Source organism: Paracoccus sp. pheM1, from assembly GCF_018499825.1.
Taxonomy (GTDB): domain Bacteria; phylum Pseudomonadota; class Alphaproteobacteria; order Rhodobacterales; family Rhodobacteraceae; genus Paracoccus; species Paracoccus versutus.
The window spans coordinates 660,453-681,425 of sequence record NZ_JAGXCX010000002.1 but is presented as its reverse complement, the minus strand read 5'-3'; the positions used below and the strand labels follow the sequence as shown (position 1 = coordinate 681,425).

Annotated in this window: 23 protein-coding genes and 1 tRNA gene; 13 read left to right on the top strand and 11 right to left on the bottom strand. The window is 66.6% G+C overall.

Going from position 1 to position 20,973, the window contains the following annotated elements; all coding sequences use genetic code 11:
- Nucleotides 1–42: 42 nt before the first annotated feature.
- A complete protein-coding gene (locus KF941_RS17415) occupies nt 43–1,578 on the bottom strand; it encodes a serine protease (RefSeq protein ID WP_214274043.1) in 1,536 nt (511 codons plus the stop codon).
- 105 nt (nt 1,579–1,683) lie between these two features.
- Nucleotides 1,684–1,944: a hypothetical protein gene (locus KF941_RS17410; RefSeq protein ID WP_036752557.1), complete on the bottom strand. Its 261-nt coding sequence runs from the start codon at nt 1,942–1,944 to the stop codon at nt 1,684–1,686.
- A 151-nt stretch (nt 1,945–2,095) separates the two neighbouring features.
- On the opposite strand from KF941_RS17410, the gene KF941_RS17405 reads away from it, so the two are divergent.
- The 8 genes from KF941_RS17405 to KF941_RS28060 all read left to right on the top strand — a co-directional run bounded on the left by KF941_RS17405 (nt 2,096) and on the right by KF941_RS28060 (nt 4,173).
- On the top strand, nt 2,096–2,332 hold the full coding sequence (locus tag KF941_RS17405) for a hypothetical protein (protein WP_214274042.1): 237 nt from the start codon (nt 2,096–2,098) through the stop codon (nt 2,330–2,332).
- Complete coding sequence (locus KF941_RS17400; RefSeq protein WP_214274041.1) at nt 2,329–2,502, top strand: hypothetical protein; 174 nt, start codon at nt 2,329–2,331, stop codon at nt 2,500–2,502. Before KF941_RS17405 ends, KF941_RS17400 begins: the two co-directional genes overlap by 4 nt.
- Before the next feature lie 2 nt (nt 2,503–2,504).
- Nucleotides 2,505–2,849 (top strand): hypothetical protein, encoded by a 345-nt coding sequence (locus KF941_RS17395; RefSeq protein WP_214274040.1) that lies wholly within the window; start codon nt 2,505–2,507, stop codon nt 2,847–2,849.
- Nucleotides 2,846–3,055, top strand: a complete 210-nt coding sequence (locus KF941_RS17390; protein WP_214274039.1) for a hypothetical protein — start codon at nt 2,846–2,848, stop codon at nt 3,053–3,055. The genes KF941_RS17395 and KF941_RS17390 overlap by 4 nt, the downstream gene beginning before the upstream one ends.
- Nucleotides 3,052–3,276, top strand: a complete 225-nt coding sequence (locus KF941_RS17385; protein WP_214274038.1) for a hypothetical protein — start codon at nt 3,052–3,054, stop codon at nt 3,274–3,276. The genes KF941_RS17390 and KF941_RS17385 overlap by 4 nt, the downstream gene beginning before the upstream one ends.
- Complete coding sequence (locus KF941_RS17380) at nt 3,273–3,533, top strand: hypothetical protein (protein WP_214274037.1); 261 nt, start codon at nt 3,273–3,275, stop codon at nt 3,531–3,533. The genes KF941_RS17385 and KF941_RS17380 overlap by 4 nt, the downstream gene beginning before the upstream one ends.
- Nucleotides 3,530–3,763, top strand: coding sequence for a hypothetical protein (locus KF941_RS17375; protein ID WP_214274036.1), 234 nt, complete (start codon nt 3,530–3,532; stop codon nt 3,761–3,763). Before KF941_RS17380 ends, KF941_RS17375 begins: the two co-directional genes overlap by 4 nt.
- Nucleotides 3,764–3,840: 77 nt before the next feature.
- Nucleotides 3,841–4,173: a hypothetical protein gene (locus KF941_RS28060; RefSeq protein ID WP_240540469.1), complete on the top strand. Its 333-nt coding sequence runs from the start codon at nt 3,841–3,843 to the stop codon at nt 4,171–4,173.
- Nucleotides 4,174–5,128: 955 nt separating this feature from the next.
- Here KF941_RS28060 and KF941_RS17365 read toward each other — a convergent pair.
- Nucleotides 5,129–5,218, bottom strand: a tRNA-Ser gene (locus KF941_RS17365).
- Between the two features lie 150 nt (nt 5,219–5,368).
- Here KF941_RS17365 and KF941_RS17360 point away from each other — a divergent pair.
- Genes KF941_RS17360 through KF941_RS17350 form a run of 3 tightly spaced genes read left to right on the top strand, consistent with a single transcriptional unit; the run spans nt 5,369 to nt 9,973 of the window.
- Entirely contained in the window at nt 5,369–6,463 is a 1,095-nt protein-coding gene (locus KF941_RS17360) for an NUDIX domain-containing protein (RefSeq protein WP_214274035.1), read from the top strand.
- Between the two features lie 46 nt (nt 6,464–6,509).
- Complete coding sequence (locus KF941_RS17355; protein ID WP_072462673.1) at nt 6,510–7,541, top strand: cysteine synthase A; 1,032 nt, start codon at nt 6,510–6,512, stop codon at nt 7,539–7,541.
- 8 nt (nt 7,542–7,549) lie between these two features.
- Nucleotides 7,550–9,973 (top strand): DUF3772 domain-containing protein, encoded by a 2,424-nt coding sequence (locus KF941_RS17350; protein WP_214274034.1) that lies wholly within the window; start codon nt 7,550–7,552, stop codon nt 9,971–9,973.
- A gap of 95 nt (nt 9,974–10,068) precedes the next feature.
- On the opposite strand, the gene KF941_RS17345 is transcribed toward KF941_RS17350, so the two are convergent.
- The 4 genes from KF941_RS17345 to KF941_RS17330 form a co-directional block, all read right to left on the bottom strand.
- On the bottom strand, nt 10,069–11,139 hold the full coding sequence (locus KF941_RS17345; protein ID WP_072462671.1) for an AI-2E family transporter: 1,071 nt from the start codon (nt 11,137–11,139) through the stop codon (nt 10,069–10,071).
- 56 nt (nt 11,140–11,195) lie between these two features.
- Nucleotides 11,196–13,874 carry a DNA gyrase subunit A gene (gene gyrA, locus KF941_RS17340; RefSeq protein WP_072462709.1) on the bottom strand — a complete coding sequence of 893 codons (2,679 nt, stop codon included), beginning with the start codon at nt 13,872–13,874 and terminating at the stop codon, nt 11,196–11,198.
- A 156-nt stretch (nt 13,875–14,030) separates the two neighbouring features.
- Nucleotides 14,031–14,525: a disulfide bond formation protein B gene (locus KF941_RS17335; protein ID WP_036752529.1), complete on the bottom strand. Its 495-nt coding sequence runs from the start codon at nt 14,523–14,525 to the stop codon at nt 14,031–14,033.
- 52 nt (nt 14,526–14,577) lie between these two features.
- Nucleotides 14,578–15,174: a DedA family protein gene (locus KF941_RS17330; protein ID WP_036752519.1), complete on the bottom strand. Its 597-nt coding sequence runs from the start codon at nt 15,172–15,174 to the stop codon at nt 14,578–14,580.
- A gap of 127 nt (nt 15,175–15,301) precedes the next feature.
- On the opposite strand from KF941_RS17330, the gene KF941_RS17325 reads away from it, so the two are divergent.
- Nucleotides 15,302–16,153 (top strand): neutral zinc metallopeptidase, encoded by an 852-nt coding sequence (locus tag KF941_RS17325; RefSeq protein WP_036752517.1) that lies wholly within the window; start codon nt 15,302–15,304, stop codon nt 16,151–16,153.
- A 169-nt stretch (nt 16,154–16,322) separates the two neighbouring features.
- On the opposite strand, the gene KF941_RS17320 is transcribed toward KF941_RS17325, so the two are convergent.
- Nucleotides 16,323–16,511 (bottom strand): hypothetical protein, encoded by a 189-nt coding sequence (locus KF941_RS17320; RefSeq protein WP_036752516.1) that lies wholly within the window; start codon nt 16,509–16,511, stop codon nt 16,323–16,325.
- Between the two features lie 58 nt (nt 16,512–16,569).
- On the opposite strand from KF941_RS17320, the gene KF941_RS17315 reads away from it, so the two are divergent.
- Entirely contained in the window at nt 16,570–17,022 is a 453-nt protein-coding gene (locus tag KF941_RS17315; protein ID WP_036752698.1) for a type II toxin-antitoxin system RatA family toxin, read from the top strand.
- On the opposite strand, the gene KF941_RS17310 is transcribed toward KF941_RS17315, so the two are convergent.
- The 3 genes from KF941_RS17310 to ccrA form a co-directional block, all read right to left on the bottom strand.
- The gene (locus KF941_RS17310; RefSeq protein ID WP_214274033.1) at nt 17,010–17,615 is read right to left on the bottom strand and encodes a gamma-glutamyl kinase; all 606 of its coding nucleotides are present in this window, start codon (nt 17,613–17,615) and stop codon (nt 17,010–17,012) included. The genes KF941_RS17315 and KF941_RS17310 overlap by 13 nt on opposite strands.
- Nucleotides 17,616–17,705: 90 nt before the next feature.
- Complete coding sequence (gene gdhA / locus KF941_RS17305; protein WP_036752510.1) at nt 17,706–19,067, bottom strand: NADP-specific glutamate dehydrogenase; 1,362 nt, start codon at nt 19,065–19,067, stop codon at nt 17,706–17,708.
- Nucleotides 19,068–19,369: 302 nt separating this feature from the next.
- Nucleotides 19,370–20,659 (bottom strand): crotonyl-CoA carboxylase/reductase, encoded by a 1,290-nt coding sequence (gene ccrA / locus KF941_RS17300; RefSeq protein WP_036752507.1) that lies wholly within the window; start codon nt 20,657–20,659, stop codon nt 19,370–19,372.
- Between the last annotated feature and the right edge of the window lie 314 nt (nt 20,660–20,973).

The window sequence follows — 20,973 nt, the reverse complement described above, 5'->3', positions numbered from 1 at the left end:
CCTCGCAGACACAAGATAGTGCGGCGGGAGTTGGGATGCAAATCACTTCGGAACGGCATAGCATTCGACAAGCCTGGTGACGCCTTCCAGGTTCTTCCCCAGCGTCACTGGATCGAGCGTCGGAGCGTCCTCGTCACCGAGGACGGGCTCAACCCCGTTCTGGAACATGAACAGCTTGGCTATCTCGCCTCGCACCGCGAAGTTCACGTTCTGCGGGATATCCCCTGTCGCATCTGCCACCAGCTTGGCATCGAGCTTCGAGACGACCACACCGACCACCCGTCCTGCGGCATCAACCGCGGGCCCACCGGAGTTGCCGGGCTGCACAGGTGCCGAAATTTGCATCCGTATCGCGTCCCCTCCCAAGCCTTTGAGGCTGCTGACGCTTCCTCGCGTGACATTCAGGCCGGAGAGGAGCCCGGCAAGCGGATAGCCCGCAACGGTGATATCGGCGTTCAGCCCGGCAGGCCGCGGGGCGAACTTCGCCACCACTCCAGCTTCTTGGGGCGCATCCTTGATCAGCGCCAGGTCGAAGCTCTCATCTGCCGCCAGCAGGCCGACAGGGCGGCCATCAATCTTCAGCGTTTCGCAACCCTCAACCACATGGGCATTGGTGATCAAGTGGCCTTGCTCGGAAACGAAGAAGGCCGTTCCACTGCCCTGCAAGGCTTGGTCGCTGGGCTTCGGCATCGCTGGAGATGCTGGTGCGGCTGCCGGCTGCTGAGGCGCTGGCGATGGAACAGGGGTGGCGGGTGGAGCGGTCATCCCTTCGCGCATCGTCTCCAGGCTTGCATATTCGTTGGGCTGGTTCTGCCCTGCTTCCGCGAGGATTGTTGCCATCGACGCAATGCCCTCCATGATTTCTCCGCCTGGAGGCAGTTTGATTCCACTCGACCAACCCTTGGTAATGCTCCCGGAAACGGCATTCAGCAGATTCTGATCTCGCTTTGCAGCCGATAAGACAACGCTCGACCAGCCGTTCCGCCGCAGATCCGAGCGGGCATAGAGTATCGTTCCTCCAGCTTGCTCCACGGAGGTGATCAGCACCTTTTCGCGCCTGAGCGTGTAGGGCGCGGTTCCCGGAAGCGCCGAGGATAGCGCATAGGTATGAATGCCGACCACTTGCGGCAGATCGCCCAAGTTCAGCGAGTATCGAAGCGAACTCGTCGTATGAGCATAGTTCAGGAAAGCATCGGTTGCCGGTTCTTGGCGCATCCGGCCGGCGGGGACGGCAAATGAAATATCCATCGGCTCAAAGTATCGCTGCTCCCAACCGTCGGCTTGCACACGATCTGCGCTTTCCGCTGCGAGCAGCACCACCTCCCAGTTCTCGATGGGTGGATCGAGGCCGGCATTCCGTGCCCAGGCCTCAAGCGCGCGCTGGCTGCCGTTGCCCCATGCTCCATCCATGAGGGCGGAATACTTCCCATTCAGCGCGAGCCCAAATTGCAGGAACCGTTTTTCCTCCACGGTGAGTTTTGATGCGTCGAACTCCGCCCACATCTCTTCCACCGTGTAAGCATATGCTGGAGTGGCAGCTGCCATGGTGGCGCTTAGGATGGCTGAAAGTATGCGCATGTCGGGCTCTGGGGGCTGGCTGAACTGCAATCCCAGATTGAATGCGGTCGGGCTGTGAGTCAAAGCCTCCCTACCTGCCAATTGCGGCAAGTTTTCGGATAGGGTTCAGGGCGTCGAAGGCCTTTCAGTAGAAAGCGCCACCCCAGGTCCTGCCGCGACCTGCCCGCCTTCGAGGAACTGCACGCCCTGGGCCTCAAGGGCCTTGCGGATGGCTTCCTCGTTCTCCCGGCTTAGAGCTTTTGTGCGACCACTCTCGAAGGAGCGCAGCGTGTCATGTGATACGGTAGCAGCATCCGCAAGGTCAGCAGCCTTCCAATCAATGAGCATGCGGGCGGCCTTGCAGACCTTCCTGTCAAGAACGGGCATAAACACTCCTTGTGTATATTAATACACGCCATGTGTTGACATGTCGTGTGTCATGCTATACATACCATGTGCAGCGAGGGTGGTAAATAGATCCGCCGTCCAGAGTGCTGTCGCGAATGCGCGAGAGCGGTCTTTGTTTGGAGAGCAAGCAATGATGATCGACAACGACCTGAAAAGGGCGACTAAGCCCGCATGTCTGAACGGCCGCGCAGGATCAGTCCTGCCGGCAACGGAGCGAGCCTTCATTGCAGAGCGGCTGCGGCTGGCCCTGGATGAGGTCGAGACGGGCGCGGGCGATCTGCGGTCAGTCCGTGAAGCCGTGCGCTTCCAGCGTGACGCCATCCGGGCCTCGCATCGCCGCCTCGCGCGGCTGGGCGGTGAGGCATGAGCGCCGTCGCTGTCCATGACCGGCATCATCGCGCGGCCGCGCTGATCCGCGGTTTCATCACCGTGGCCGAGGCTCAGGCGCACGGCGCGGTGCTGGCCATCCCTCTGCTGCCGCTGGAACTCGCCCTGCGCGAACTGGCGACGGATCAACCTTTGGATAAGGAGAACTGACGATGAAACGTCGTGACCTGATGAGACTGGCGCCTGCGGCCTTGGCGGCGGGCGCTGTGCCGGTGGCTGCGGTCGCGGCCGAGGAAACCCCGGTGATGCGGGTGTTCTCGGAATGGAAACGGGCCAACGACTTTGCCCATAGCCAGGCTGACGACGAAGCGTTTGAGAAGGCTCTGGGCGAGCGATGGGAGGTTGAACAGCGCCTCATGCAAACCCCGAGCCAGAACGAAAGGGACGTTCTGATCAAGATTATCGCCTGGACGAACTTCGGTGACGGCGACCTTGAGTCGGGGAACCCGATCAGCCAGCCGATCTGGGATGAGGCCCGCGCGCTGGTGGCGGCATGAGCGCGCTTATCAAACACATCGCGAAGCAGCAGGACGAGGCAGCAGCTTTGCAGCGCGTGGTCGATGCGCTGATCTACATGATGGATCGCTCGGACGACGACTCCCGTGCGTTGGCTCAAAGCCTGGCAGAAGCGGCCCGCAAGCTGGCCTCGGACCTGAACGAGGGGCTGGATTACATCAACCTGCCGAAGGAGGACGCGGCATGACCACCTATCCCGAAATCGAGCCGGAAGCCCGCCAGCGTCTCGACGCTTTCGCCGCGCAGACGGGCACGACCCCGCCCGAGCATGTCCTAATCGATGAATATGGCGAGGGTGGCACCTTCACCACGGAGTTTCTGACCTACTGCATCGACACCGGCCTGAGCCTCGATTGGGTGTGGTTCGGAAAGGGCAACCAGACCGTCGCGCGGGAGGGCCGGGCATGAAGCCTCTCGCCAGTCTCGAACGGCTCATCAAGGCGGATGAGCCGGAAATCTACGCCGAAAGCCTCTCCTACACCGTCGAGGCGCTGATCGCTACCGCCAGGCTCGCGCTCGACAATGAAACAAGCGGCTCGGAGCTGCGCGACCACGCCAGCTACGTCGTGGAAGAAACGCTGGCCGTCGCCCAGGCGCTCCTGGGCGTTGTGTCAGTGGGCATTGAAGACCTCCAGCGCGAACAACGCAGAAAGGATGCAGCATGAGTCTCGCCCCCTTCAAGTTCACCGAGGTCAGGCTGAACACCCCGCATGACAATCTCTGCGCGGCAATTGGATTGATTCAGACTGAAATCCTGGCGGAGGATAGCGGCCTTGACCCCGAAGTCATGTTCGGGAGCTTCCATTTCCGCCGCGCGGCGCTGGAAGCGGCCGTTGCTATGCTCGTCGCCATGGTAGGGGAAGCCGAAAGCCTGCGCTGGCATCCCGAGACCTGACAACCACCGCGCCCGGCCCCGGTCGGGCGCCTCCATTCCTTCACCCCCATCTTCAACCGGCGCGAGGGCGCATCTGCATGGACACGGCCTATTCGATCAACCGGCACTGGTCGGATCGCTTCATCCCGGAGATCCGCCGCATCGTCGGCGCGCATCTCTTGCAGGTCGCGCCGGATTACCTCGATACCCGCCATGCCACGGATCTGCTGATGTTGGACGGCCGGGACATGCGTATTGCCGCCAGGGTGCGGCGCCATGGCTACGCCGGCCGCTATCCCTACGACTTCACCATCCGCTCGCGCCTGCCCTCGGGCAACCCGACCGATCTGGCCAAGATTGTGAACGGCGAGGGCGACTGGCTGTTCTACGGCCACGCCAATGCGGCCGGGACGGGCTTTGACCTGTGGTGACTCCTGGACCTGCGGGCGTTCCGGGCCGGGCTGATCCGTCATGCCTCGAACGGCTATCCCATCTCGTCGGGCGACCGGGTGAACATGGACGGCACCTGCTTCAAGTGGTTCGACATCCGGTCCTTTCCCAAGGAGCCGCCGCTGGTGCTGGCGACCTCGGGGCCTCGCAGCGCCGGGCCGTCGCCCTGGCATGCCTGACCGCTGATTTCTCGGCCCAACCCGGAAGGGGGTGAACAAGAGCGCATCGGCCGACGCGAGCCCTCGCATCATGCGGGGGCTTTCGCTTGGGCGGGAGGATTCCGGGAGTGTCGCAAAGCGGCATGCGCTCTTAAGGCGAGCCGGGCGGGGTTCTGTCAGTTCTGTCAGTTTGTCAGTTCGACGTGGAACCCCTGATCCAGAGGCCCAGGCGACTGCTCCTGCTTCTTGGCGAATCGGCGGAAAGCCGCTTATCAGGAAAAGGTTAACAAATCGTTAAGAAGTCCGATGCGCCCTTTCCTCATTGCGTTCCTCGTCTGCTTTTCCCTTCCCTCCTTCGCGGATGAGGGTGCCGCACCCGTCCTCGGGGCCCTTACGGCAGAGGACATCCAGGACGCCCGGCAACGCCTGCTGGACCTCAGAGGCCCTGATGCGGCCCTCCTGGTTGCCGCCTGCTGCAAGATGTGCAGCAAGGGCAAAGCCTGCGGTGACAGCTGTATCAGCCGGGATAAGCAATGCCGCAAAGGCGTCGGCTGTGCCTGCGATGGTTGATCGACGGGCCGCGGCCTCCGCCGCAATCCTGGCGGCGGGCCGTTGCGATTATCGCTATTCTCGCGATTTCTCCCCTCCATCCCAGCGCGTGGCGAATCCGCATCACTCACGACCGCAATCGGTAGCAGCCAACCGCAAATATAAAGGCGGGTTTGATGGCGGGTGTATCGCCTGAATGGCAATTTTTCTTATAAATATCAAAGGGAAGTGGCGGAGAGGGTGGGATTCGAACCCACGGAACCCGTGAAGGCTCAACGGTTTTCGAGACCGCCCCGTTCGACCACTCCGGCACCTCTCCGCGCTTTTCGGGTGGTGGCGGCGATTTAGACGGGCGGGGGTTGAAGCGCAAGGGCCTTCGCGTCAAAACCGCGAAAAATTTGTCTCTCGGAGGAATCATGGGCGGAATGCGCAGGGCAGGGCGGATCGCCAGCGCCAAGGGGCCGCAGCCATGCCGCTGCTGATCGGACCGCTGGCCCATCCGCTCATCCGCGCCCGCCTTGCCCCGCAGGCGACCGGGGCCGGGTCGCTGCAAGGCCGGCTGGAGGGCGGCGGGCTGGCCGGGATCGCCGCCGACGCCTGGCCGCGGCTGGCGCCCGGCGATGACGACCTGCCGCTCTGGCAGGCCGACTGGACGCCCGCCCTGCGCCGCTATGCCGAAATCTTCGGGCTGGAGCCGCAGGGCCACCATGGCCGGGAACTGCTGGGCCTGGGCGAGCCGGCAAGCGATGCGCCCGATTGGCAGCCGGAACTCGCCGCCGCCATGGCCGACTGGCTGCTGGCCCTGCCCGAGGACCGTCCGGCCGCGGCGATCCGCAGGCGCTTGCCGATGATCGCGACCTGGGTCGCCTCGCGCCAACGCGCCGGGGCCGAGACCCAGGGCCTGCCCCATGTCGGCCCCGCCGCGGCCGAGCGGGTCAGGATCGATTCGGTCGAGGAACCCTATGCGGAATATTTCTCGGTCGAGGCGATCCGGCTGAGCCAGCACCGCAACGACGGCGGCTGGACCGATCCCTTGGCCCGCGCCGTCTTCGTCTCGGGCGATGCGACGGTGGTCCTGCCCTGGGATCCGCTGCGCGACCGGGTCATGCTGATCGACCAGCTGCGCGCCGGCCCCCTGGCCCGCGGCGATGCGCAGCCCTGGCTTTACGAGACCGTGGCCGGCCGCGTCGATGCCGGCGAGACGCCGCAGCAGGCCGCCCGGCGCGAGGCGGTCGAGGAGACGGGCATCGCGATTTCCCGCCTGTTCGCCGCGCCGCACAACTATCCCAGCCCCGGAGCGGTGGCGGAATACCTGTATCTCTATGTCGGCATCGCCGAGCTGCCAGACGGCAGCGCCGGCCTGGGCGGGCTTGCGACCGAGGACGAGGACATCCGCTCGCACCTGATCCCGCGGGCCGAGCTGACGCGCATGGCGCTGGCCGGCGAGATCCGCAACGGGCCGCTGCTGAACCTGGCGCTGTGGCTGGAATTGCGCCACCAGGACATCCGCCGCGAATTGGCCCAGGAAGCCAAGACCGTCCCGGCGGGGTTGCCGCCGTCATGAAGCGGCGTGTAAACCGGGCGGGAACATCCTGCGAAAGGCCAAGCCCATGCGCATCTGCCCCGACCTCGCCTCTGCCATCGGCAATACTCCCCTGATCCGGCTGCGCCGCGCCTCGGAAGAGACGGGCTGCGAGATCCTGGGCAAGGCCGAGTTCATGAATCCGGGCCAGTCGGTCAAGGATCGCGCCGCGCTCTACATCATCAAGGATGCGGTGGCGCGGGGCGAGCTGAAGCCGGGCGGCACCATCGTCGAGGGCACGGCCGGGAATACCGGCATCGGCCTGGCGCTGGTCGGGGCCTCGATGGGCTTCCGCTCGGTCATCGTCATCCCCGAGACGCAGAGCCAGGAGAAAAAGGACATGCTGCGCCTAGCCGGGGCCGAACTGGTCGAGGTGCCCGCGGCGCCCTACAAGAACCCCAACAACTACGTGCGCTATTCCGGCCGCCTGGCCGAGGAACTGGCCAGGTCCGAGCCGAACGGCGCCATCTGGGCCAACCAGTTCGACAACGTCGCCAACCGCCAGGCGCATCTGGAAACCACCGGCCCCGAGATCTGGGAGCAGACCGCCGGGCGCGTGGACGGGTTCATCTGTGCCGTCGGCTCGGGCGGGACGCTGGCGGGCGTGGCCATGGCGCTGCAACCCAAGGGCGTCAGGATCGGCCTGGCCGACCCCGAGGGCGCGGCGCTTTACAGCTATTATACCGAAGGCGTCTTCGAAAGCCCCGGCTCCTCGATCACCGAGGGCATCGGCCAGGGCCGCATCACCGCCAACCTGGAAGGTTTCACGCCCGACTTCGCCTATCGCATCCCGGATGCCGAGGCGCTGCCGGTGATCTTCGATCTGCTGGAATACGAGGGGCTGTGCCTTGGCGGCTCGTCGGGGGTGAACGTGGCCGGTGCGATCCGCATGGCCAGGGACATGGGCCCCGGTCACACCATCGTGACGGTGCTTTGCGACTATGGCACGCGTTACCAGACCAAGCTCTTCAACCCCGAGTTCCTGCGGGCCAAGGGCCTGCCGGTGCCGGAATGGATGGCCCGCAAGCCCGCCGACCTGCCCGAGGTCTATCAGGACTGAACCGAACCATGCCCCGATTCGCCGTGCTGCCCCGGCTCGCCTTGCTGATCCTTGCGCTGTTCCTGGCGCTCGGCCAGCCCGTCCTGGCCCAGCCAGAGCAGGAGGCGCCGGACCTGGCCGCCTGGAACAAGCTGGCCGACCAGGCCGAGCAGATCCTGGAATCGGGCTCGGCCAACGACGTCCGGCTGCAGACCATCCGCGACGAGGTAGTGAAATGGCGAGAGCGGCTGAAGGCCGCCCAGGGCGTCAACGCCACCCGCATCGCCACGCTCAAGGACCAGATCGCCGCGCTGGGGCCGGCCCCGGCCGAGGGCCAGACCGAGCCCGAGGAGATCGCCGCCCGCCGCAAGGAACTGGGCGAACAGCTTGCCACGCTGCAGGCGCCGGGGTTGCAGGCGGTCGAGGCCTATGGCCGCGCCGACGGCATCGTCGCGCAGATCGACCAGACCCTGCGCGCGCGCCAGACCTTCGCGCTGATCCGCAAGACGCCGACGCCGCTGAACCCGGCGAACTGGGGTCCGGCCGTGGCCGAGGCGGGCCAGGTCGCCAGCCATATCTATGCCGAAGCGCGGGGGCGCTGGGACAGCACCGCCGGCGCGTCGGGCTTTTCCGAGCGGCTGCCGGTCTTTGCCGGGCTGCTGCTGGTCGCGCTGCTGCTGCTCTCGCGTGGCCGGCGCTGGGTCGATTCGCTGCCCTCGCGGCTGTCGGCCCGCGCCAGCGAGCGGTCGCGCGCGGCGCTGGTCTTCGGCGTCTCGCTGGGCCAGATCGCCATCCCGCTGGTCGGGCTGATCCTGTTCGCCTCGGCGCTGATGTTCTCGGGGCTGTTCGCGGAATGGGGGCTGCCGCTGGTGATGTCGCTGGCCGGGGCGGGCGTGTCGTTCTTTTCCGGGCTGTGGCTGGCGCGGCGGCTGTTCCCGGCGCCCGACACCGCCGTCGAGCCGCCCCTGCCCATGGGCGAGGAACGCCGCGCCAAGGCGCGCTTTCGCGCGACGCTGCTGGCCGCCTCCCTGGCGCTGCACCAGCTTTTCGCACGCTCGGTCCTGCCGCTTTCGGGCTTTCACAGCCAGAACGACAGCGACACCGTTCCCCAGCGGCTCAGCGAGGCCTCGGCGGGGGTCTGGCATTTCCTGCTGGTGCTGTTCGGCGCCTTCTGCCTTTTGCGCCTGTGCAACGTGCTGCGCGGCCTGCGCCAGCCCGAGCCCGCCGATACGCCCGACTACCGCATCCGCGTGGTCAGCTTCCTGGCGATGATGGGGCGGCTGGTGGCGGTCATCGCGCCGTTGCTGGTGGCGGCGGGCTATGTCACCGCGGGCAATGCGCTGCTGTGGTCCGCGATCATGACGCTGGCGCTGGTCGGGCTGCTGATCATCCTGCAGGATTTCATCGCCGATCTCTACGCGCTGGCCAAGGGCGGCGACCGCTCGGCGCGCGATGCGCTGATGCCGGTGCTGATCGGCTTTGCGCTGATCCTGTTGTCGCTGCCGGTGTTCGCGCTGATCTGGGGCGCGCGCGCCAGCGACCTGGCCGAGGCCTGGACCAAGGCGCAGCAGGGCTTTTCGCTGGGCGGGGTGCGGCTGTCTCCGATGGCGCTGCTGACCTTCCTGATCGTCTTTGCCATCGGCTATTTCCTGACCAACTTCGTGCAGGGCGCCTTCCGCAGCTCCATCCTGCCCAAGACGAGGCTGGATGCGGGCGGGCAGAACGCCGTCACCTCGATGATCGGCTATGTCGGCGTGGCGCTGGCGGCGGTCTTTGCCGTGACCTCGGCGGGGATCGACCTGACCTCGCTGGCCTTCGTCGCCGGCGCGCTTTCGGTCGGCATCGGCTTCGGCATGCAGCAGGTGGTGTCGAACTTCGTCTCGGGCATCATCCTGCTGGTCGAGCGGCCGATCGCCGTCGGCGACTGGATCGAGGTCGGCGGCCAGCAGGGCATCGTCAGGAAGATGGCGGTGCGCGCCACCCAGATCCAGACCTTCGACCGCACCCAGGTCATCGTGCCGAACTCGAACCTGATCACCCAGCCGGTGACGAACTGGACGCGCGGCAGCCTGGCCGGGCGGATCATCGTGCCGATCACGGTGGGGGTGACGGCCGACAGCCGGCAGGTGGCCGCGCTCCTGCGCGAGATCGCCGAGGACCAGCCGACGGTCCTGGTGAACCCGGCCCCCGCGGTCCTTCTGCGCAGCATCACGCCGACGGGACAGAATTTCGAACTGCGCGCCGTGCTTTCCGACATCAACGGCGGCAGCTCGATCGTGTCCGAGATCAATCACCAGATCCTGGAGCGCTTTGCCGCGGCGGGGATCGTCCTGCCCGGCAGCGCGCGCGGTGCGCAGGACATCTACCTGCACCAGGCCGAGGCCGAGGCGCCCGTCGCCCTTTCCCTCGCCGACGCGCAGGACGAAGAGGGCCGGCCCGGCCGCAGCAGCTAGGCGCCGCGCCTTGCGCGTTCCACGGGCCGCGCCGCGGAGGCCGTCCGGTCCAGGCCGGGCGCCGCACCTTGCGCTTCTTCGTTCCCCAAATACTCCTAGCGGCGCAGGCCGCTGGGCGGTTCCTGTTCCGGCAGGCCCTCTTGCGACAGCATGATCGCCACCGGGCGCAGCCAGGGGATCTGGGCGCAGACGATCATGATCGCCACCATGATCGGCACGGCCAGGAAGGTGCCGGCGATGCCCCAGACCACGCCCCAGAAGGCCAGCGACAGCACGATCCCGAACGAGGACAGCCGCAGCGTCTGGCCCAGCAGCATCGGATCGAACACATTGCCGATGATGAACTGCACCGCCACCGTCAGCCCGCCCACGGTCAGCGTCACCGCCGGATCGCCGGTCTGCGCCAGCACCATGGCGATGGTGATGACCGTGGCCGCGATCGAGCCCAGCGTCGGGATGAAGTTCAGGATGAAGGTCAGCATGGCCACCGCCCCGGCCAGGTCCAGCCCCTGCACCCGGAAGATCGCCCAGATCAGCGCCGCCGTGACCGCGCTGATCGCCGCCTTGACCACCAGGTAGCGGTTCACCCGGCGCATGATCTTGTGGACCGTCTCCAGCACCTGCCGGGCCTGGGCGGGATCGCCGGTCAGGCGCTCGATCTTGACCGGGAACCAGATCCGCTCGCTGAACATGAAGCCGACGAAGGTCAGGATCAGCACCGAGGCCGAGATCAGGTTCGACGCCTGCGCCGCGGCCGAGCGCAGCCAGCCGGCGACGTCGATGCTGCCCATGAAGGTGCCGATGGCCTCCTGCACGTTCGGCCCCCAGCGCTGGCTGAGCCGCGCCAGGGCCGCCTGTGCCCGGTCGGCATAGGCGATCGAGGTCGAGACCACCTCGTTCACCTGCGCCACCACCGCGGTCGCGGCCCAGAGCAGGCCGATGGCGATGGCGATCAGCGCCAGCGTGGTCGCCAGCCAGTTCGGCACCTTCAGCCGGGCAAAGGCGGAAATCGCGTCGCTGGTCAGCGAAAAGATGATGATGGCAAAGACCAGGCAGATCAGGATGAAACGCGCCTGCACCAGCAGGAACAGGATCAGGCCAAAGGCGATCACGCCCAGAAAGCCGGTCTGCAACCGCTCGCTCAGATGCGAGTCCCGCCCGTCCAATCGCGTCCCCTCATTCTTTCCGGCGGCGGGGCGCGGCCTGCGCGCCCTGCCTCGTCTCAGGCTTCGGCCTCATCCTCGCCATTCTCGGCGATGCGGGCAACAGAAACCACCTCTTCGCCCGGCGCCGTGTTGAAGACGCGCACGCCCCCGGCAGAACGCGAGCGGAAGCTGATGCCGTCCACCGGCACCCGGATCGACTGCCCGGTCGAGGTGGCCAGCATGATCTGGTCGTCGCGATCCACCGGGAAGCTGGCGACCAGCGGTCCGCCGCGCATCGCCTTGTCCATGGCCATCACGCCCTGGCCGCCGCGCCCGCGCACCGAATAGTCGTGCGACGAGCTGATCTTGCCGGCGCCGCGGGCGGTGATGGTCAGGATCAGATCCTCGGCCGCCGACATCTCGGCATAGCGCTCCTGGCTGATCGCGGCCTCGGCGACGGCATCCTCGTCCTCATCGGCCTCGGCGCCGTCGTCCAGCGCGCCCTCGACGGCGCGGCGCATCTTCAGATAGGCGGCGCGTTCCGACGGGTCGGCCTCGAAATGCCGGATCACCGACATGCTGACCACGCGATCGCCGGGCGCCAGGCGAATGCCGCGCACGCCGGTCGAATCGCGGCCCTTGAAGACGCGCACGTCGGTGGTCGGGAAGCGGATCGCCCGGCCCGCGGCCGTGACCAGCATCACGTCGTCGTTCTCGGTCGCCATGCGCGCGCCGATCAGCTCCACCCCCTCGGGCAGCTTCATGGCGATCTTGCCGTTGCGCATGACATTGGTGAAATCCGACAGCGCGTTGCGGCGGACGTCGCCTTCCGAGGTGGCGAAGATCACCTGGTAGTCGTCCCAATCCTTTTCCGGGGCATCCACCGGCATCAGCGCGGCGATGGAGACGCCGGACTGGATCGGCAGGATGTTGACGATGGCCTTGCCCTTGGCCGTGCGCCCGCCCAGCGGCAGCCGCCAGGTCTTGAGCCGATAGACCATGCCGTCGGTGGTGAAGAACAGAAGCTCGGTATGGGTATTGGCGACGAACAGGGTGGTGACGACGTCGTCCTCTTTCGTGGCCATGCCGGACAGGCCCTTGCCGCCGCGGCGTTGCGACCGGAACTCGGCCAGGGCCGTGCGCTTGATATAGCCGCCCGAGGTGATGGTGACGACCATGTCCTCGCGCTCGATCAGGTCTTCGTCGTCCAGGTCGCCCGCCCAGTCGGTGATCTCGGTCCGGCGCGGCACGGCGAAATGCTGCTTCACCTCGCGCAGCTCGTCCGAGATGATGCCCATGATCCGTTCGCGCGAGGCGAGGATGGCCAGGTATTCGCGGATCGCATCGGCCAGCGTCTTCAGCTCGTCGGTGACTTCCTGCACGCCCAGCTGGGTCAGGCGCTGCAGGCGCAGCTCCAGGATGGCGCGGGCCTGGGTCTCGGACAGGTTGTAGGTGCCGTCCTCGTTCACCGGATGCAGCGGGTCGTCGATCAGCTTCAGGTAGACCACGATCTCATGCGCCGGCCAGCGCCGGGTCATCAGCCGCTCGCGCGCCTCGGCGGCATCGGCCGAGCTGCGGATCGTCGCCACCACCTCGTCGACGTTCGAGACCGCCACGGCGAGGCCGCAAAGCACATGCGCGCGCTCGCGCGCCTTGCGCAATTCATAGGCGGTGCGGCGCGCCACCACTTCCTCGCGGAAGGTCAGGAAATGGGTCAGGAAGTCGCGCAGCGTCAATTGCTCGGGGCGGCCGCCGTTCAGCGCCAGCATGTTGGCGCCGAAGCTGGTCTGCATCGGGGTAAAGCGGAACAGCTGGTTCAGCACAACCTCGGCGGTGGCGTCGCGCTTCAGCTCGATCACCACGCGCACGCCGACGCGGTCGGATTCGTCCTGGACGTGGGCGATGCCCTCGATGCGCTTTTCCTTGGCAAGCTCGGCGATCTTCTCGATCAGGCTGGCCTTGTTCACCTGGAAGGGGATCTCGTCCAGGATGATCGCCTGCCGGCCGGCGCGGGTTTCCTCGATCCGGGTCTTGGCGCGCAGGATGATGCTGCCGCGCCCCTCGAGGTAAGCCTTGCGCGCGCCCGAACGGCCCAGGATGATGCCGCCGGTGGGGAAATCCGGGCCGGGTACGATCTCCAGCAGCCGCTCGGTCGGCAGGTCGGGGTTTTCGATCAACGCCAGGGTGGCGTCCACCACCTCGCCCAGGTTGTGTGGCGGGATGTTCGTGGCCATGCCGACGGCGATGCCGCCCGCACCGTTGACCAGCATGTTCGGAAAGCGCGCCGGCAGGACGGTCGGCTCGCGGTCCTTGCCGTCGTAGTTGTCCTGGAAATCGACGGTGTCCTTGTCGATGTCCATCAGCAGATAGGCCGAGGGCTTGTCCATCCGCACCTCGGTATAGCGCATGGCCGCCGGACTGTCGCCGTCCATGCTGCCGAAGTTGCCCTGGCCGTCGAGAAGCGGCAGGGACATGGAAAAGTCCTGCGCCATGCGCACCAGCGCATCATAGATCGAGGCGTCGCCATGCGGGTGATACTTACCCATGGTGTCGCCGACCGGGCGGGCCGACTTGCGATAGGGCTTGTCATGGGTGTTGCCGGTCTCGTGCATGGCGAAGAGGACGCGGCGATGCACCGGCTTCAGCCCGTCGCGCAGGTCGGGAATCGCCCGGCTGACGATGACCGACATGGCATAGTCGAGATAGGACGAGCGCATCTCGTGCGCGATGTCGATCACCGGGCCGTCGTGATGCATCACGGCGCGCTCCGATCCGCCGTTCTCGGGGGTATCGTCGTCGTTTTCAGGGATGTCAGCCACGGGGTAAACCTCAAGATCTTGTTGGGCACGGGTCTATCCCATACCCGCCTTGGGTGCAATCTTGACGGGCCGCCCCGGTGCGGGAATTGCGGCTCAGGCCAGCCCGGCCTCGCGCCTGCGGCCGCGGACCGAGGCCAGCCACAGCGCCGACAGCCCGGCCGAGAGGATCGCGTTCCAGCCGGCCATGGAAATGCCGAACAGGCTCCAGGCCACCTCGTCGCAGCGCACGACCGGCGCCTTTTCCAGCGCCGCCATCAGATCCTGCGTGGACATGCTGGCCAGGCCCGAGACCCCGCCCGAGCAATGCTGCGGCCCCTGCCAGACCTGCAATTCGACGCCCGCGTGATAGATGGCAAGGCCGGTGGCGCAAAGCGCGGCCAGCAGCCCCAGCGCCGCCAGCCAGCGCTTCCAGCCGAAGAACCAGATCAGCCCGCCGATGATCGCGGCGACCAGATGCGGCCAGCGCTGCAGGATGCACAGTTCGCAGGGCGCATAGCCCAGGGCCTGGAAGGTCAGCGCGGCGGCCAGCAGCGCGGCGGAACCGGCGCCGGCGGTGACGGCGACATGCTTGCTTGAAAATCCGTTCATGGCTTCCGGTTAGGACCGCGCCTCGCGGCCGGCAAGTGCCAATCGCGTGAACTCAATGCGGCTTCCAGGTGACGACGCGGTAAAGATAGATCGCCACCACCGCCACCACCACCAGCTTGGACAGCGGATCGACCCAATCCGCGACCAGCGCATAGTTTTCATGCAGCATCAGCCCGGCAAAGGTCAGCACCCCGGTCCAGAGCGCGCTGCCGATCACGGTATAGAGCAGGAATTTCCACATCGGCATCCGCGCGAGCCCCGCCGGGACCGAGATCAGCGTGCGGATCGCCGGGATCATGCGGCCGAAGAACACCGCCATGGCGCCGTGGCGCTGGAACCATTCATGCGCGGCGTCGATGTCCGAGGGCGAAAGCGTGAGCAGCCGGCCGTGCCGGGCGGCAAAGCGCTTCAGCCGCTCCTCGCCGAACCACAGGCCGATGTAATACCACATCAGCGTGCCCAGGACCGAGCCGATGGTGCCGACCAGGATGGTCAGCGTCAGCGACATCCGCCCGCTGCCGGCCAGGAAGCCGGCCAGAGGCATGATCACCTCGGAGGGGATGGGCGGAAAGACGTTCTCGGCCACCATGAGCATCAGCACGCCCAGATAGCCCCAGCTCTCGATCGTCGAAACCACCCAGTCGAACATGCCTGCCCCTTTCGTTTGGGAACGTGCTGCGGGCTGGGGCCGGAACTGTCAAGCCTGCGCGCGTGTTGCGCCGTGGCGGGGTTGCGATAAGCTCGGCAGGCGGGATCACGGCGGGGAGGACGGCGCGATGGAATGGCGGGGCAGGCGCGGCAGCAGGAATGTCGAGGATCGGCGCGGCATGGGCCGGGCCGCCGGCGCGGGCGGCATGGGCGTCGTCGGCGTGCTGGTGGTGCTGGCGGTGGGGTATTTCTTCGGCATCGACATCTCGCCCATCGTCGGCGCCCTGGACGAGGGCGGCGCGCCCGGCGAGTCGCGCGAGCTGACGCAGGAAGAGCGCGAGATCGGCCAGTTCGTCTCGGTCGTGCTGGCCGATACCGAGGAGGTCTGGGCCGGCGTGCTGCCCGACCAGGCCGGCATGCGCTACCAGGATCCGGGGCTGGTGCTGTTTTCGGGCGCGGTGCAATCGGCCTGCGGCGGCGCCTCGGCGGCGATGGGGCCGTTCTATTGCCCCGGCGACCGCAAGGTCTACCTGGACACGGATTTCTTTCGGGTCATGGCCGGCAAGATGGGGGCGGGGGGCGATTTCGCCTATGCCTATGTCATCGCGCATGAGGTCGGCCATCACGTACAGAACCTGACCGGGACGCTTTCCGAGGTGAACGGGCTGCGCGCCCGGTTGGGCGAGCGCGATGCGAACCGGCTGTCGGTCGCCACCGAATTGCAGGCGGATTGCTATGCCGGGATCTGGGCGCGGCAGGCCAGCGAGCAGTTCGGCACCATCGAGGAGGGGGACATCGACGAGGCGATCAATGCCGCTGCCGCGGTGGGCGACGACACGCTGATGGAAAGCGCCGGCCGGGCGGTGGTGCCCGACGCCTTCACCCATGGCTCGGCCGCCGAGCGCCAGGCCTGGTTCAAGCGCGGCTTTGCCTCGGGGCAGATGGCGCAATGCGACAGTTTCGCGGCATTGGGGAATTAGGGGCGGCGGCGCGGGTGGCACGGCCGCGGGGAGTATTTGCAGAACAGAGAAGGGCAGGGGCGGTGCCCTCCGGCGGGCCGGCCGCTGTCCGTGGCGCGGTCGCAGGAGTATTTGGGAAACGGTGAAAGGCGGTGCCGCGGCGGGGTGCGCCAACCTGTCGCGGCGGCGGTCAGGGGCGCTGCAACTGGATGCCGCGCGGGCGTTCGGTGGTGGCCCAATCGGGCCAGAGGCCGAAATGTTCGAGCCCGGCAAGCAGCAGGCCGGCCGCGATGACGCCGAGGACCAGCGCGACGGTTCGGGCGCTGGGCGGGTTTCGCGCCCAGCGGGCGGCCCGGATCAGCCAGATGAGGTTGTTCATGCGCCCGTTCCTTTGCTAGTGCTGCCCCCGGAAACCGAAAATGCGCCGGGACGACCTCTTGCCTCAGCATAGCGACAGCCGAATCCTGCCCTATAGCGCCGACCAGATGTATGCGCTGGTGGCCGATATAGAAAGATACCCCGAGTTCCTGCCCTGGAACACTGCCGCGCGTATTCGCGCGCGCCGGCCCGGCGCCTCGGGCAGCGAGGTGGTCGAGGCCGACCTGGTCATCAGCTTCAAGGTGTTCCGCGAGCGCTTCGGCTCGCGCGTGACGCTGTGGCCCGAGACGAAGCGCATCGACACCGAATACCTGGACGGGCCCTTCAAGTACCTGCGCAGCGGCTGGAGCTTCGCCGACCTGCCGGAGGGCGGCTGCAAGGTCGAGTTCTTCGTCGATTTCGAGTTCCGCAACGCCATCCTGGGCAAGGTGATCGGCGTGGTTTTCGGCGAGGCGATGATGCGCATCGTGCGCGCCTTCGAGGACCGGGCGAAGGCGCTTTACGGCGCCTGACGTGCATCCTGCCAGATGGCGTGGTCGGCGGCCAGGGCGGCGCGCAGCCGCGCCTCGGCCTCGGGCGCCAGGTCGGTGACGGCGGGGGGCGAGACATTGCTGCGCCGCAGCGCGACCGGCTTGCCGAGGCGCTGCGCCAGGAATTGCGTCAGCGCCGGCATCGCCTCGTAGCGGAAGAGGTGATCGACCGCGATCCGGCCGTCATTGTCGACGAGGAAATCGGATTGCCGGCCCAGCCGGGCATGGGCCGGGCGATCGCCGGGGCGCAGGTAGTCGTCCGCGAAACGCTCGAAGCTGACATGGGCGGTGCTGTTGGCATGGCCGATCAGTTCGTCGCGGGCGCGAAAGCGATACCAGCTGCGCAGCCAGTCCAGCGGTTCGCGGATCACCGCCACGGTTTCGAACGCGGGCTCGCCCAGCGGCTCGAGCAGCGGCCGGATGCGGCTGCGATATTGCCGCAGCTTCAGGTGCTTGATCTCGGGCCGGCTGCGAAAGACGATCTCGGCCCTGGGCGCCAGCGCCTGTTCCAGCGCCGTCGTCCCGGTCTTGGGCACCGACAGCAGCACGATGCGGGGCTGGAGAAAGATCAGCATGAGGGGGCGATGGGCAGGGGCATGGTGCCGCTTAGCGGTCCCGGCCCGTGCTGGCAAGGCGGGCCGGGATGCGGCCCGCCTGCTGCGGCATCAGATCACGCCGAAGGCGCGCATCGGTTCGGCCACGCGGATGAAGCCGGCGATGTTGGCGCCGATGACGTAATCGCCCGGTGCGCCGAATTCCTCGGCCGTGCTGTAGCAGCTGTCATGGATGTCGCGCATGATCTCGGCAAGCTTGGCCTCGGTCTTTTCGAAGCTCCAGCGGTCGCGCGAGGCGTTCTGCTGCATCTCCAGCGCCGAGGTGGCGACGCCGCCGGCGTTCGCCGCCTTGCCGGGGCCGAACTTGACGCCGGCCTGCTGGAAGGTGCGGATCGCCTCGGGGGTGCAGGGCATGTTCGCGCCCTCGCCGACCGCGGTCACGCCGTTCTTGACCAGCTTGGCGGCGTCCTTGCCGGTCAGCTCGTTCTGCGTGGCCGAGGGCATGGCGACCTCGCAGGCCACGTCCCAGATCGAGCCCTCGCCGGATTTCACGAAATAGGCGCCGTTGCCTTCGCCCTTCATCCGCACGTATTGCGAGATGCGGCCGCGGCGCACTTCCTTGATTTCCTTGAGGAGGCCGAGGTCGATGCCGCCCTCGTCCACGATATAGCCCGAGCTGTCCGAGCAGGCGATGACCTTGCCGCCGAATTCCTGCACCTTCTCGATGGTGTAGATGGCGACGTTGCCCGAGCCCGAGACCACGACCGTCTTGCCGTCGAAATCGGTGCCGCCGGTCTTCAGCATGGCCTGGGTGAAATAGGTGTTGCCGTAGCCGGTCGCCTCTTTGCGCGCCAGCGAGCCGCCGTAGAACAGGCCCTTGCCGGTCAGTACGCCCGCCTCGTAGCGGTTGGTCAGGCGCTTGTATTGGCCGAACATGTAGCCGATCTCGCGCGCGCCCACGCCGATGTCGCCCGCCGGCACGTCGGTATATTCGCCCAGGTGGCGGTAAAGCTCGGTCATGAAGCTTTGGCAGAAGCGCATGATCTCGCCGTCCGTGCGGCCCTTGGGATCGAAGTCCGAGCCGCCCTTGCCGCCGCCGATGGGCAGGCCGGTCAGCGCGTTCTTGAAGATCTGCTCGAAGCCCAGGAACTTGATGATGCCCACGTTCACCGAGGGGTGGAAGCGCAAGCCGCCCTTGTAGGGGCCCATGGCCGAGCTGAACTGCACCCGGAAGCCGCGGTTGATCTGCACCCGGCCCTTGTCATCGGTCCACGGCACGCGGAAGATGATCTGGCGCTCGGGTTCGCAGATGCGCTCGATCAGGGCGTCCTCCAGGTAGTCGGGGCGCTTGGCGACGACGCGGCCAAGGCTTTCCAGAACCTCGCGCACCGCCTGGTGGAATTCGGGCTCGCCTGCGTTGCGGCGGACCACCTCCTCATAGATGGGGGCAAGCTTGTCGTCGATCTGCGGCATGTCGCGGAATCCTTTCCCTTGGGGTCGGAGGGCTCCTTAGCCCAAGGTGCGGGCAGTTTGAATGGGGCAAGAGCAATATTCGGGCAAAATGCCCGAGTTTTTGGCGTAATGCCAAGTTATCCCAGGGATAAATCACGTAATATCAATGGCTAGAGGGTTTTCGTTCTGCCCGTTCTGCGGGCAGCGGCTTTTTGCCACGCTTCTTGCCATGACATGTCGCTTGCAATGACACCTGCCTTGCAAAGCAAAAGACCGCCCGGCGCCTCCTCGCGCCGGACGGTCCAGTTGCGCCGGGGTCGGGGTCAGCGGCGCCCCGCCTCCAGCGCGTCCTCGAAGGTGCGCAGGCCGGTGACGGGGGCCTGCACCAGCACCGCCATGTTGCCGGGCTTGTGTTCGTTGCGCAGCATCTTCAGATGCGCGGCCGGGATTTCGGCCCAGGGAAAGACCTCGGACATGCAGGGGTCGATGCGGCGCTCGAGCATCAGCTTGTTGGCCGCAGACGCCTGTTTCAGATGCGCGAAATGGCTGCCCTGCAGGCGCTTCTGGTGCATCCACATGTAGCGCACGTCGAAGGTGCAGTTGAAGCCCGAGGTGCCGGCGCAGATCACCACCATGCCGCCCTTCTTGCAGACGAAGGTCGAGACCGGGAAGGTCGCCTCGCCCGGATGTTCGAAGACGATGTCGACGTTGTTGCCCTTGCCGGTGATGTCCCAGATCGCCTTGCCGAACTTGCGCACCTCGTTGAACCACTCCTTGTATTCGGGGGTGTTCACCTTGGGCAATTGGCCCCAGCACTTGAAGTCCTTGCGGTTGATGACGCCCTTGGCGCCAAGGCTCATGACGAACTCGCGCTTGTCCTCGTCGCTGATGACGCCGACCGCATTGGCCCCGGCGGCGTTGATCAGCTGGATGGCGAAGCTGCCGAGCCCGCCCGAGGCGCCCCAGACCAGCACGTTCATGCCCGGCTTCAGCTCATGCGGCTCGTGGCCGAAGAGCATGCGGTAGGCGGTGGCCAGCGTCAGCGTGTAGCAGGCCGATTCCTCCCAGGTCAGGTGCTGGGGGCGGCGCATCAGCTGCTGGGCCTGGACGCGGGTGAATTGCGCGAAGCTGCCGTCCGGCGTCTCATAGCCCCAGATGCGCTGGCTGGGCGAATACATCGGGTCGCCGCCGTTGCATTCCTCGTCGTTGCCGTCGTCCTGGTTGCAATGGATGACGACTTCGTCCCCGACCTTCCAGTTCTTGACCTTGTCGCCCACCGCCCAGACGATGCCCGAGGCGTCCGAGCCCGCGATGTGATAGGGCGCGCCATGGCCGTCGAAGGGGCTGATCGGCACGCCGAGGCCGGCCCAGATGCCGTTGTAGTTGACGCCCGCCGCCATCACCAGGACCAGCACCTCGTTGCTGTCGATCGGCGGCGTCTCGACCACCTCGACCTGCATGGCCTTGTCGGGCTCGCCATGGCGTTCGCGGCGGATGGCCCAGGCGTACATCTGCTGGGGCACATAGCCCAGAGGCGGCATCTCGCCGATCTCGTAGAGATCCTTTTCCGGTGCGTCATAGGGCGCGATCGGGGTGGGTTGGTCCAGGGCCATCTCAGAGTCCTCTTTTGCCGCTTTCGGCGCCGGGCTTCCGCCGCGGCGCAGAATCAGCGCGGGTTGCAGCGCCCGTTGTAAGGATGGCTGCGCAACATTGCAATATTACTGATGTAGAAATTGTAATAATCTGTCGTAACGAATGCGCGAACCGCCGCAGTGCAGCGGAACCCGGCGCCCCGGTGACTGGGTCGGAGCAGGGCCTGCCGGGCTCAAGGCGGCGCTTGCCCGCCGAATCGGTGGCGCAGCGGGCGGGGTTGGGCCGTCGGATGCGCCCAGCCCGCATTTCCTGCCCCCCTGCCTAGGCGCGGCCG

Coding starts and splice junctions, on each gene's coding strand:
- KF941_RS17385 (WP_214274038.1), top strand. CDS start 3,052: ATGACCACCTATCCCGAAATCGAGCCGGAAGCCCGCCAGCGTCTCGAC.
- KF941_RS17320 (WP_036752516.1), bottom strand. CDS start 16,511: ATGAACAACCTCATCTGGCTGATCCGGGCCGCCCGCTGGGCGCGAAAC.
- KF941_RS17355 (WP_072462673.1), top strand. CDS start 6,510: ATGCGCATCTGCCCCGACCTCGCCTCTGCCATCGGCAATACTCCCCTG.
- KF941_RS28060 (WP_240540469.1), top strand. CDS start 3,841: ATGGACACGGCCTATTCGATCAACCGGCACTGGTCGGATCGCTTCATC.
- KF941_RS17410 (WP_036752557.1), bottom strand. CDS start 1,944: ATGCCCGTTCTTGACAGGAAGGTCTGCAAGGCCGCCCGCATGCTCATT.
- gdhA (WP_036752510.1), bottom strand. CDS start 19,067: ATGCCGCAGATCGACGACAAGCTTGCCCCCATCTATGAGGAGGTGGTC.
- KF941_RS17415 (WP_214274043.1), bottom strand. CDS start 1,578: ATGCGCATACTTTCAGCCATCCTAAGCGCCACCATGGCAGCTGCCACT.
- gyrA (WP_072462709.1), bottom strand. CDS start 13,874: ATGCATCACGACGGCCCGGTGATCGACATCGCGCACGAGATGCGCTCG.
- KF941_RS17395 (WP_214274040.1), top strand. CDS start 2,505: ATGAAACGTCGTGACCTGATGAGACTGGCGCCTGCGGCCTTGGCGGCG.
- KF941_RS17325 (WP_036752517.1), top strand. CDS start 15,302: ATGGAATGGCGGGGCAGGCGCGGCAGCAGGAATGTCGAGGATCGGCGC.
- KF941_RS17390 (WP_214274039.1), top strand. CDS start 2,846: ATGAGCGCGCTTATCAAACACATCGCGAAGCAGCAGGACGAGGCAGCA.
- KF941_RS17350 (WP_214274034.1), top strand. CDS start 7,550: ATGCCCCGATTCGCCGTGCTGCCCCGGCTCGCCTTGCTGATCCTTGCG.
- KF941_RS17405 (WP_214274042.1), top strand. CDS start 2,096: ATGATGATCGACAACGACCTGAAAAGGGCGACTAAGCCCGCATGTCTG.
- KF941_RS17310 (WP_214274033.1), bottom strand. CDS start 17,615: ATGCTGATCTTTCTCCAGCCCCGCATCGTGCTGCTGTCGGTGCCCAAG.
- ccrA (WP_036752507.1), bottom strand. CDS start 20,659: ATGGCCCTGGACCAACCCACCCCGATCGCGCCCTATGACGCACCGGAA.
- KF941_RS17330 (WP_036752519.1), bottom strand. CDS start 15,174: ATGTTCGACTGGGTGGTTTCGACGATCGAGAGCTGGGGCTATCTGGGC.
- KF941_RS17335 (WP_036752529.1), bottom strand. CDS start 14,525: ATGAACGGATTTTCAAGCAAGCATGTCGCCGTCACCGCCGGCGCCGGT.
- KF941_RS17400 (WP_214274041.1), top strand. CDS start 2,329: ATGAGCGCCGTCGCTGTCCATGACCGGCATCATCGCGCGGCCGCGCTG.
- KF941_RS17375 (WP_214274036.1), top strand. CDS start 3,530: ATGAGTCTCGCCCCCTTCAAGTTCACCGAGGTCAGGCTGAACACCCCG.
- KF941_RS17380 (WP_214274037.1), top strand. CDS start 3,273: ATGAAGCCTCTCGCCAGTCTCGAACGGCTCATCAAGGCGGATGAGCCG.
- KF941_RS17360 (WP_214274035.1), top strand. CDS start 5,369: ATGCCGCTGCTGATCGGACCGCTGGCCCATCCGCTCATCCGCGCCCGC.